Annotated in this window: 12 protein-coding genes; 10 read left to right on the top strand and 2 right to left on the bottom strand. The window is 73.1% G+C overall.

The window, feature by feature from the left end; translation table 11 throughout:
- The 3 genes from J2X59_RS11545 to J2X59_RS11535 all read left to right on the top strand — a co-directional run bounded on the left by J2X59_RS11545 (position 1) and on the right by J2X59_RS11535 (position 3,084).
- Positions 1-849: a lysophospholipid acyltransferase family protein gene (locus tag J2X59_RS11545; protein WP_326496763.1), complete on the top strand. Its 849-nt coding sequence runs from the start codon at positions 1-3 to the stop codon at positions 847-849.
- Between the two features lie 91 nt (positions 850-940).
- Positions 941-1,954 (top strand): NAD(P)H-dependent glycerol-3-phosphate dehydrogenase, encoded by a 1,014-nt coding sequence (locus J2X59_RS11540; protein ID WP_066658371.1) that lies wholly within the window; start codon positions 941-943, stop codon positions 1,952-1,954.
- Between the two features lie 32 nt (positions 1,955-1,986).
- A complete protein-coding gene (locus J2X59_RS11535) occupies positions 1,987-3,084 on the top strand; it encodes a D-alanine--D-alanine ligase family protein (protein ID WP_066658373.1) in 1,098 nt (365 codons plus the stop codon).
- Positions 3,085-3,129: 45 nt separating this feature from the next.
- On the opposite strand, the gene J2X59_RS11530 is transcribed toward J2X59_RS11535, so the two are convergent.
- A complete protein-coding gene (locus J2X59_RS11530) occupies positions 3,130-3,615 on the bottom strand; it encodes a DUF3515 family protein (protein WP_326496762.1) in 486 nt (161 codons plus the stop codon).
- A 34-nt stretch (positions 3,616-3,649) separates the two neighbouring features.
- On the opposite strand from J2X59_RS11530, the gene thiL reads away from it, so the two are divergent.
- Positions 3,650-4,642 carry a thiamine-phosphate kinase gene (gene thiL / locus J2X59_RS11525; RefSeq protein ID WP_326496782.1) on the top strand — a complete coding sequence of 331 codons (993 nt, stop codon included), beginning with the start codon at positions 3,650-3,652 and terminating at the stop codon, positions 4,640-4,642.
- A 65-nt stretch (positions 4,643-4,707) separates the two neighbouring features.
- Here the strand turns inward: thiL and J2X59_RS11520 are convergent, their stop codons facing one another.
- Entirely contained in the window at positions 4,708-5,268 is a 561-nt protein-coding gene (locus tag J2X59_RS11520; RefSeq protein WP_066654862.1) for an RsmD family RNA methyltransferase, read from the bottom strand.
- Positions 5,269-5,391: 123 nt separating this feature from the next.
- On the opposite strand from J2X59_RS11520, the gene J2X59_RS11515 reads away from it, so the two are divergent.
- The 6 genes from J2X59_RS11515 to mutM all read left to right on the top strand — a co-directional run bounded on the left by J2X59_RS11515 (position 5,392) and on the right by mutM (position 10,714).
- Positions 5,392-7,584, top strand: coding sequence for an ATP-dependent DNA helicase RecG (locus J2X59_RS11515; protein ID WP_326496781.1), 2,193 nt, complete (start codon positions 5,392-5,394; stop codon positions 7,582-7,584).
- Positions 7,585-7,610: 26 nt separating this feature from the next.
- Positions 7,611-8,105: a pantetheine-phosphate adenylyltransferase gene (coaD, locus tag J2X59_RS11510; RefSeq protein WP_066654861.1), complete on the top strand. Its 495-nt coding sequence runs from the start codon at positions 7,611-7,613 to the stop codon at positions 8,103-8,105.
- Positions 8,106-8,175: 70 nt separating this feature from the next.
- Positions 8,176-8,751 (top strand): YceD family protein, encoded by a 576-nt coding sequence (locus J2X59_RS11505; RefSeq protein WP_442781431.1) that lies wholly within the window; start codon positions 8,176-8,178, stop codon positions 8,749-8,751.
- A 43-nt stretch (positions 8,752-8,794) separates the two neighbouring features.
- Positions 8,795-8,998 carry a 50S ribosomal protein L32 gene (gene rpmF, locus J2X59_RS11500; RefSeq protein WP_058728177.1) on the top strand — a complete coding sequence of 68 codons (204 nt, stop codon included), beginning with the start codon at positions 8,795-8,797 and terminating at the stop codon, positions 8,996-8,998.
- 14 nt (positions 8,999-9,012) lie between these two features.
- On the top strand, positions 9,013-9,738 hold the full coding sequence (gene rnc, locus J2X59_RS11495) for a ribonuclease III (protein ID WP_066654858.1): 726 nt from the start codon (positions 9,013-9,015) through the stop codon (positions 9,736-9,738).
- 4 nt (positions 9,739-9,742) lie between these two features.
- Entirely contained in the window at positions 9,743-10,714 is a 972-nt protein-coding gene (gene mutM, locus J2X59_RS11490) for a bifunctional DNA-formamidopyrimidine glycosylase/DNA-(apurinic or apyrimidinic site) lyase (RefSeq protein WP_326496760.1), read from the top strand.
- Positions 10,715-10,716: the final 2 nt, after the last annotated feature.

Here is a 10,716-nt window from a genome sequence, read left to right as displayed (position 1 = left end):
GTGGAGGGCACGACGGGCGGCGACGGCACGGCGAGCGGCGGGGGCGACGGCCTGGAGGCACGGCGTGCGTCCGCCTCGGACGTCACCACGGGTCTCCCGAACCCGGGGCGCCGGTGGCGGCGCGGCGAGCTGAACACCGCCTTCCGCATCACGGCGTCCGTGGTGATCCCGGTCTTCCGGTTCACCGCCCGCTACCACTGGCACGGACCGAAGCGCCTGCCGGAGGGCGGCGCCTTCGTGCTCGCCCCGAACCACTTCACGAACATCGACCCGCTCGTGGTCGGCACCGCCGTCTGGCTGTCCCGCCGTGCGCCGCGGTTCCTCGCGAAGGCGTCGATCTTCCGGGTCCCGGTCGTCGGCAAGCTCATGGCCGGCATGGGGCAGATCCCGGTCGAGCGTTCCGGCCGCACGCGCCTGAACGACCCGCTCGGCGGCGGCAGGTCCGTCATCGAGCAGGGTGGAGCGATCATCGTCTACCCCGAGGGCACGCTCACCCGTGACCCCGACCTGTGGCCCATGCGCGGCAAGACCGGCGCGGTGCGGATCGCGCTCGAGAACGACGTCCCGCTCATCCCGATGGCCCACTGGGGCACGCAGCGGATCATGGGCCGGTACGCGAAGAAGCTCCGGCTGTTCCCGCCGTCGCGCGTCGACGTGATCGTCGGCGACCCGGTCGACCTGTCGGCGTACCGCGGGAAGCCGCTCGACCAGAAGACCCTGCTCGCGGCGACCGACCTGCTCATGCGGCGGATCACCGAGCTGCTCGAGGAGCTCCGTGGCGAGCAGGCACCGGCGACCCGGTGGGACCCGGCCGCCAACGACCAGAAGGAGACCGGGAAGTTTGAGTAGCGACCGCTCGGGCCTGCGCCCGCACGACGACCACCCGGACCCCGCCGTGGCAGCCCCAGGCGCCGTCGACACCGCGGCCATCCGCGTGGTCATGCAGTCCACCGACAAGCCGCGCGTCGCCGTCATCGGTGCGGGCAGCTGGGGGACCACCTTCGCGAAGGTGCTGGCCGAGGGCGGTGCCGACACCGTCGTCTGGGCACGTCGGCCCGAGGTCGCGCGGGAGATCACCGAGACGAAGCGGAACTCCGACTACCTGCCGGGCATCAACCTGCCGCGCACGCTGACCGCGTCGACGTCGCTGTCCGCGGTGCTCGACGGCGCCGAGCAGGTGTACGTGTCGGTGCCGTCGCAGACGCTCCGGTCGAACCTGTCCGCGATCGCGCCGCTGCTGCCCGAGGGCGTCCCCGTCGTCAGCCTGATGAAGGGCGTCGAGAAGGCCACGGGCCTGCGGATGAGCGAGGTCCTGCACGAGGGCCTCGGCATCGACCGCGACCGGATCGCGGTCGCGAGCGGACCGAACCTGGCGCTCGAGATCGCCCGTCGGCAGCCGACCGCCGCGGTCGTGTCGTCGACGTCGCTCGAGACCGCCACCGCGGTGGCCGCGGTCGCCACGAACCCGTACTTCCGCTCGTTCACGAACACCGACGTCATCGGCACGGAGTTCGGCGGCGTGCTGAAGAACCTCATCGCGGTCGCGATCGGCATCGTCGACGGCGTCGGCTACGGCGAGAACACCAAGGCGTCGATCATCACCCGCGGGCTCGCCGAGATGACCGACTTCGCGGTGTCGCTCGGTGCGCAGCCGTCGACGCTGTCCGGGCTCGCCGGCCTCGGCGACCTGATCGCGACCTGCCAGTCCCCGCTCTCGCGGAACAACACGGCCGGCCGCCTGCTCGGTCAGGGGTACCGCTTCGACGAGGTCGTGCGCCAGATGAACCAGACCGCGGAGGGCCTGGCATCGGTCGCCCCGATCCTCGAACTGGCGGCGGCGAACGGCGTCGACATGCCCATCGTCGGCCAGGTGGCCGAGGTCCTCGCCGGTAGGCTCGACCCGCGCAACATCGCGCCGCACCTCACCGAGACCGACGAGCCGCAGGGCGAGTGACCGGTCCGGTCCCGACCACCAAGGGGACTGCCATGCCCACGATCGCTCCCGCTCCCACGACCGTCGCCGTGCTGTTCGGCGGCCGGTCCAGCGAGCACGAGATCAGCTGCGTGACCGCCGGCGGGATCATGGACGTCGTCGATCGCTCGGTCTACGCGGTCGTGCCGATCGGCATCACGAAGGAGGGCGCCTTCACCCTGCAGTCCGACGACCCGGCACAGTGGGCGCTCCGGGACGGTGCGCTCCCCGTCGTGCCGGACAACGGCACCCGTGTGGCGTTCCCCACGTCGCCGGCCACGAACGAGCTGGTCGTGTCGCACCCGGACGGCTCGGTCACGACGATCGCGGTCGACGTGGCGTTCCCGATCCTGCACGGTCCGTTCGGTGAGGACGGCACGGTCCAGGGGCTCCTCGAGGTCGCCGGGCTGCCGTACGTCGGCGACGGCGTCCTCGCGAGCGCCCTGGCGATGGACAAGCACACCGCGAAGGCCGTGCTCGAGCACGCCGGGCTGCGGGTCGCGCCCTGGACGACCGTGCTCCGCCGGCAGTGGTCGGCCGACCCCGACGGCGTCGCCGAGGCCGTCGCGGTGCACGGGTGGCCGCTCTTCGTGAAGCCGGCCCGCGCCGGGTCGAGCATGGGCGTGTCCCGGGTCGACGAGCCGTCGCAGCTCGCGGCCGCGATGGACCTGGCGTTCGAGCACGACGCGAAGGTGATCGTCGAACCGCGCGTCGTCGGGCGCGAGGTCGAGGTCGCGGTGCTCGAGGGCCGCGACGGTGTCCCGCGCACGAGCCTGCCGGGCGAGATCGTCGTGGCGGAGGACGGTTTCTACGACTTCGCGTCGAAGTACCTGGGCGGCGACGAGGCGCTCCTCTGCCCCGCGCCCCTGACCGCCGACGAGACCGACGCGATCCGGTCGATCGGTGCACGGGCGTTCGAGGCGATCGGCGGTGCGGGTCTCGCGCGCGTGGACTGCTTCCTGACCGACGACGGCTTCGTCGTGAACGAGGTCAACACCATGCCGGGGTTCACGCCGCTGTCGATGTACCCGCGCTGCTGGGCGGCGTCCGGGATGTCCTACGGCGAACTCGTCGCCGAGCTCATCGAGCTGGGACGGGTCGCCGTCCGCTGACGGCCGGCGTCGCGTGCGGCTGGCCGTGCGCACCGCACGCGGTCGTCAGCCCTGGACGTCCGAGGGGTCGAGGCAGCGGTGCCCGTCCTCCGGCAGCGTCGACACGACGTCGGACAGGTCCTGCACGACCTGGTCGGTGGTCTTCGTCGAGTCGATGACGACCTGCACTGCCGGGGACCGGCCGAACGTCGTGTAGACGACCTGCGCCCCGCGGTCGTCGCGGATCCAGTCGACCCCGCCCTTGCTGAAGCACGGCAGGTCGGACACCGTCGGCACCGCGACGCCGCAGTGGTAGAGCGCTGCGGCCGGGTCGCCCCACGCGGCCGTCGACTGCGCGTTCGTGTTCCGCAACGTCAGGTCGTTCCCGACGGTCGTGGGGAGGCGGACCTGCACGGCTGCGCACGCGGTGGTGTCGGCGGACGGAGCGGGTGCCATCGACACGGCGTTCGTGCACCCTGTCAGCCCGGCGGCGAGTGCCACGGCGACACCCACGATCGCGGTCCAGCGGAGGGGTCGGCGCACGGTGTCCATCGACGTGCAGGATACCGTTGCGGACGTGGACGAGATGGACGACGCCTGGACCGGACCGACCGTGGGACAGCTGGGGGAGCTCGCCGTGCTGGACCGGATCGTCCGTCGACTGCCGGCGGGTGCTCCGGACGTCGGTCCCGGCGACGACTGCGCCGTCGTCGCGGCCCCGGACGGCCGGTTCGTCGTCACGACGGACATGATGGTGCACGGACCCGACTTCCGGTGGGCGTGGTCGTCGCCGGCGGACGTCGGGTGGAAGGCGGCAGCGACGAACCTGTCCGACGTCGCAGCGATGGGCGCGACGCCGAGCGGACTCGTGATCGCCCTCGCCGCGCCGCAGGAGACCCCCGTCGCGGTGCTCGAGTCCTTCGCGGACGGGGTGCGGGCGGCCGTGGACGCGCTCTCCCCGGGCTGCGGCGTGGTCGGCGGGGACCTGTCGACCTCGGCCGTCTTCACGGTCTCGGTGACGGCGTTCGGCGACCTCGGTGGGCGAGCGCCGGTGCTCCGCTCGGGTGCACGTCCCGGCGACGTCCTCGCGGTCTCGGGGGAGCTCGGCCGCGCCGCTCGTGGCCTCGCACGGCTGTTCCGCGACGGCGTCGACGCGCACGGGGAGCCCTCGCGGTCGGCGACCGTCGCGAGCGGCGCGGACACCGACCCCGACGTGGACCGGCAGCGACGCCCGGTCCCGCCGATCGCCGACGGTCTGCTCGCGGCCACGGCCGGGGCGACCGCGATGCTCGACCTGTCCGACGGGCTGGCGATCGACGCCGGGCGGCTCGCCCGGGCCAGCCGGGTGACGCTCGACCTCGATGCCGACGGTGTCGCGGGCGCCGACGACCTCGCACTGCACGGCGGCGAGGACCACGGCCTGCTCGCCACCTTCCCGCCCGGCGTGGCGCTGCCGGGCGGCTTCCGGCGCATCGGCGCGGTCGTCGCCCGCGGCGGCGCGGACCTCGTGCGCGCCGGCGAGCCGGTCCCGACGACCGGGTGGGACCCGTACGCCGACTGGGACGGCGCCGCGGGCTGACCGTCGGGGCCGCGCCGGGCCTCCCGACCGCCCGCGTCCGACCGCCCGCGTCCGCACGCCCCGCGTCAGGCCGGGGTGACGGCCTCCCACGCCACGGTCTCGCCGTAGCTGCGCTTGCTGAAGGGCTCCAACCCGGCCGGCCACGTCGGCTCCGGCGACCGCTTGCTCCGCTCGACGACGACCACCGCGCCCGCCGTCAGGCGCGGCACGAGTGCCTCGAGCACGTCCGCGATCTCCTGCTCGGCGACCTCGTACGGCGGGTCGACGAAGACGAGGTCGAAGGTCCGCACCGTGCTCCGCAGGTAGCCGAGCGCCGGCTGCGGCTGCACGTCGATGCGCACCCCCGGCACCCGCTGCTGCACGGCCTTCGCGTTCGCCCGGCACGCCTGCGCGGCGGCGGACGCGCGGTCGACGAGCACGACCTCCGCCGCCCCACGGGACGCCGCCTCGAGCCCCAGGGCGCCCGTCCCCGCGTAGAGGTCCGCGACCGAGGTGCCCTCCACGAGCCCGCGCGCGCCGAGCGACGAGAACAGGGCCTCGCGCACGCGGTCGCTCGTCGGCCGGGTGCCGGACTTCGGCACCCGGAGCGTCGTGGAACCGGCGGCGCCGGCGATGATGCGGGTCATGCAGCCACCGTAGCGGCGTGCACGCTCTCCACAGGCCGGACGGGAGGCGCGCGGTGCGTCGGACCGGCCCGGTACCGTGGTCGCGTGGTCACCTCCGACACCCCCGACACCGAGGCGCCGCCGGTGCGGCCCGACCTCGGCCCCGCGCCCCTCGACGCCCGGCTGGGCGGGGTCCTCGGCGGACGGACGGCGAAGGCGATCGAGAAGGCCTTCGGGTACCGCACCGTCGGTGAGTTCCTCGAGCACGCCCCCCGGCGGTACGCGGAGCGCGGCGCCCTGACGGCGCTCGACTCGCTCGCGATCGGCGAGTCGGTCACGATCGTGGCCGAGGTCATCGACGTGCGCGAACGGACCATGCGCGCTCGACGCGGGTCGATCCTCGAAGCGAAGATCGGTGACGGCAAGGGCCTGCTCACGCTCACCTTCTTCAACCAGGGGTGGCGCACGAAGGACCTCGTGCCCGGTGCCCGTGGGATCTTCGCCGGCAAGGTCGGCGACTACCGGGGTGCGCGGCAGCTGGCCCACCCGGACTACGAGCTGTTCGACCGCGACGACCCCCGCGCGACGGCGGACCCCGAGGACGAAGAGGCGATCCGCTGGTCACGGCAGCCCATCCCGATCTACCCGGCGACGGCGTCGCTGACCTCGTGGCAGATCGCGAAGGCGATCGCCGTGGTCCTCGACACCCTGCCCGACGTGCCCGACCCGATCCCGGCACCCGCGCGCACGCGACTCGGCCTGGTGCCGTTCCGCCGCGCACTCGAGCTCCTGCACCGTCCGGAGAAGGTCACCGACTTCAAGCGCGCGCAGGACGCGCTGCGCTACCGCGAGGCGTTCGTGCTGCAGACCGCTCTGGTGCAGCGGCGCATCGCTGCCCGGGCGACCGCCGCCACCCCGCGTCGGGCGGCGCCCGGCGGGACCCTCGAGCGCTTCGACGCCTCGCTGCCGTTCACCCTGACCGACGACCAGCAGGCGGTGGGTGCCGAGATCGCGCACGACCTGGCGGGGGACTGGCCGATGCACCGGCTGGTGCAGGGCGAGGTGGGCTCCGGCAAGACCCTGGTCGCGATCCGGGCGATGCTGACGGTCGCCGAGTCCGGTGGGCAGTCGGCCCTCATCGCCCCGACCGAGGTGCTCGCGGCGCAGCACCTCCGGTCGATCGTGAAGTTCCTCGGGCCCGACCTGGCGGCCGAGCTCCGGCCGGTGATCCTGACGGGCTCGCAGTCGACCGACGAACGACGGCGCGCCCTGCTCGCGGCGGCGTCCGGCAGCTCACGGCTCGTCGTCGGCACGCACGCACTCCTGGGCGACCGCGTCGACTTCGCGGAGCTCGGTCTGGTCGTGGTCGACGAGCAGCACCGGTTCGGTGTCGAGCAGCGCGAGGCCCTGCGGACCAAGGGCGCGACCCCACCCCACGTGCTCGTCCTCACCGCGACGCCGATCCCGCGCACGGTCGCGATGACGGTGTTCGGCGACCTCGACGTGTCCACCATCACCGGGCTGCCGTCGGGCCGTGCCGGGGTCGAGACCTTCGCCGTCGGGCTGGCCGAGCACCCCGGGTGGGAAGGGCGCATCTGGACCCGGATGGCCGAGGAGCTCGCCGACGGGCGCCAGGCGTTCGTGGTCTGCCCGGCGATCGACGACGCCCACGCCGAGGACGACGGCGGCCCGGAGCCCGCCGAGGGTGACGCACCGAAGCACGCCCCGGCGACGGTGCTCGCGACGGCCGAGCGGATGCGCGCCATGCCGGTCCTGCAGGACCGGCGGATCGAGGTCCTGCACGGGCGGATGACCGCGGACGAGAAGGACCGCGTCATGACGTCCTTCGCGGCCGGCGACGTCGACGTGCTCGTCGCGACGACCGTGATCGAGGTCGGCGTGGACGTGCCGAACGCGTCGATGATGGCGGTGCTCGACGCCGACCGCTTCGGGGTCTCCCAGCTCCACCAGCTGCGCGGTCGCATCGGTCGTGGGCAGTACGCCGGGGTGTGCCTGCTCGTGACGACGGCCGAGACCGAGACGACCGCACGCGAGCGCGTCGACGCGGTGGCGGCGTCCGACGACGGCTTCGAGCTCGCCCGCGTCGACCTGGAGCTCCGGCGCGAGGGCGACGTGCTCGGCGAGCGGCAGTCCGGCGGCCGGTCGTCGCTGAACCTGCTCCGCGTCGTCGAGCACGCCGACCTCATCGTCGACGCACGCGGCGAGGCCGAACGCGTGCTCGAGCCCGACCCCGAGCTGCGGGACCACCCCGCCCTGCGCGAAGCCCTGGCACGGCGGCTCGACGAGTCGGACGCCGCGTTCCTCGGGAAGAACTGACGCCGGCGGCCGGTAGCGTGACGGACATGGCCCAGATCGCCGTCGTCCCCGGATCCTTCGACCCCGTGACCCTCGGGCACCTCGACGTCATCGGGCGTGCTGCTCGGCTGTTCGACGAGGTGCACGTGCTCGTCGTCCACAACCCGGACAAGCAGCCCGCGATGTTCGCCGCCGCCGACCGGGTGCGGTTGATCGAGCAGTCCCTCGTCGAGACCGGGGCACCGGACAGCGTCCGGGTCGGGGAGTGGACCTCCGGCCTGCTCGTCGACTACTGCCGACAGGTGGGTGCAGGTGTGCTCGTGAAGGGTGTGCGCTCGGGCGAGGACGTCGCGTACGAGACACCGATGGCCATCATGAACCGGCACCTGGCCGACGTCGAGACGGTCTTCCTGCTGCCCGAGGCCTCGCGTGCGCACGTGTCGAGCTCCCTCATCCGCCAGGTCGCGACGCTCGGGGGCGACGTGACGCCCTACGTGCCCGTCGTCGTCGCGGACGCGCTGGCCGAGCACCTCGGGCGCTGACACGCCGCGTCCCGGGCGTCCTCGACGTCCGCAGGAGATCGCGGTAGACTCGTCGATCGTGTCTTCCCCCGTGAACAGCCCCTTCGCCCTGCGCGTGCGCGACCTCGCGCACCGGCCGGGCGAGATGCGCGAGCACTCGCTCGACGTCGAGGTGCCGGACGCGATGGGCGCCGGCGTCATCGCCGTGCGCGAGGGCGCCACGCTGCAGCTCGACGTGAAGCTCGAGGGTCTGCACGAGGGTGTCCTGGTCTCCGGACACGCCTCGGCCGAGGCCACGGGGGAGTGCTCGCGCTGCCTCATCGACATCAGCGAACCGGTCGAAGTCGACTTCGCCGAGCTGTTCGCGTACGATGTCTCGGAGGATTTCGACTTCTTCGTTCACGATGACCACGTGGATTGTGAACCGGTCGTTCGAGATGCGGTAGTGCTGGCGCTGCCGTTCCAGCCGGTCTGCCGGCCGGACTGCCCCGGCCTCGACCCCGTCACGGGTGAGCGGCTGGCCGACCTCGGCGAGGTCACCCCGCGCAAGGTCGTCGACCCGCGTTGGGCCGCGCTGAGCGGCTTCCGGGGCGCCGACGCGGACAGCACCGACGCCGACGACAGCACCCCCACCCAGAGCCCCGAGGGCGACGGCCGCACGGCCTGACGCACCTCGACCCTGACCACCGACCAACCGAAAGAGAACCACCATGGCCGTTCCCAAGCGCAAGCAGTCCCGTGCCAACACGCACGCCCGTCGTTCGCAGTGGAAGGCCGCGCCGGTCCAGCTCGTGAAGACGATCGAGAACGGCAAGGTCACCTACAGCCTCCCGCACCGCGCGAAGGTCGTCGAGGACTCGGCCGGCACCGCCCTGTACATGGAGTACAAGGGCCGCAAGGTCGCCGACGTCTGATCGGACCGGACCACATGACAGCGACGTCCGGCGCCACGGGGTCCCGCCCCGTGGGGCCGGACGTCGTTCGTCTGCAGGGCATCCTCGACGTCCAGATCGACGCCGAGCTGCTCCAGCTCGCCCTCACGCACCGCTCGTACGCGTACGAGCACGGGGGCATCAAGCACAACGAGCGCCTCGAGTTCCTCGGGGACTCCATCCTCGGCCAGGCCGTGACCGTGAAGCTCTTCCGGTCCTTCCCCGACCTCGACGAAGGTGAGCTCGCCAAGCGGCGCGCCAGCCTCGTCTCGACGGTCGCCCTGGCCGAGATCGCCCGGATGATCGGGCTCGGCTCCTACCTGCGCCTCGGCAAGGGCGAGGAGCAGACCGGCGGCCGGGGCAAGGCGTCGATCCTGGCCGACACGGTCGAGGCCGTCATCGGTGCGACGTTCCTGTCCGCCGGTCCCGACGCCGCCACGGACCTGGTGCTGCGACTGGTCGAGCCGCTGCTCGTCGACCCGGACCGCTTCGGCGCCGCCATGGACCCGAAGACGAGCCTGCAGGAGCTCGCCGCGAGCCTGTCCCTCGGCAACCCGGCCTACCGGGTGACCGAGGAGGGCCCCGACCACGACAAGACCTTCCACGCGACGGTCGTGCTGCAGGGCGAGGACGTGTCGACGGGGTCCGGTACCAGCAAGAAGACCGCCGAGATGGCCGCCGCGCTCGAGGCGTGGACGCGGCTCTCCGGCCGGGCGGCCTGACCGCGTGCCCGAACTCCCCGAGGTCGAGGTCGTCCGCGCCGGCCTCGAACCCGCCGTCAGCGGTGCCCGCGTGCTGCACGTCGACGTGGTCGACGACCGCGCACTCACCCGGCACGACGGCCCGGCCGAGGACTTCGCCGAACGCCTGACCGACCGCACGATCGCCGCGGCCGTGCGCCGTGGCAAGTTCATGTGGTTCCCCCTCGTCCCCGAGCGCGACGGCGACCGACCCGAGGCACTCGTCACCCACCTGGGGATGTCCGGTCAGGTCCTGCTCGGCCGCGACCGACCGGCCGCGAGGCACCGCCGCATCCTGATCGACGTGCAGCCGACGGGGACCGACCGCGACGGCCGTCCCGAGCAGCCGGTCGCGCTGGAGTTCGTCGATCAGCGGACCTTCGGCTCGATGGCGATCGATGCCATGATGCCGACCGTCGACGGCGCCCCAGCCGGGTCCGCCGGTGCGGTCGACGCCCACGACCCCGACGCGCCGTGGCGGAGGAGCATCCCGACCCAGGTGTCGCACATCGCGCGGGACCCGCTCGACCCGGCGTTCGACGACGACCGCTTCGTCGCGATGGCGCGGAAGCGCTCGAGCGGCATCAAGCGTGTCCTGCTCGACCAGGGCGTGGTGAGCGGCATCGGCAACATCTACGCCGACGAGTCGCTCTGGGCCGCGCAGCTGCACTTCGACCGTCCGGCCGACCGTCTGCCGCGGGCCGACCTGCACCGGCTCCTGGCCGAGGTCCGCAGCGTGCTCGCCCGTGCCCTCGAGGACGGCGGCACGAGCTTCGACGCGCAGTACGTGAACGTCAACGGGCAGTCCGGGTACTTCTCGCAGCGTCTCGCGGTGTACGGGCAGCAGGGGAAGCCGTGCCCGCGCTGCGGCACGACCATCGTGCGCGAGGCCTTCATGAACCGGTCGAGCCACCGGTGCCCCGTGTGCCAACCGGCTCCGCGCCGACGCAGGCGTTAGCC

The sequence above is a fragment of the Curtobacterium sp. 260 genome (assembly GCF_030803485.1).
In the GTDB taxonomy this organism is placed as follows: domain Bacteria; phylum Actinomycetota; class Actinomycetes; order Actinomycetales; family Microbacteriaceae; genus Curtobacterium.
Note: the sequence above shows the minus strand (reverse complement) of the source record. Positions and strands in the feature narration are given on the sequence as shown.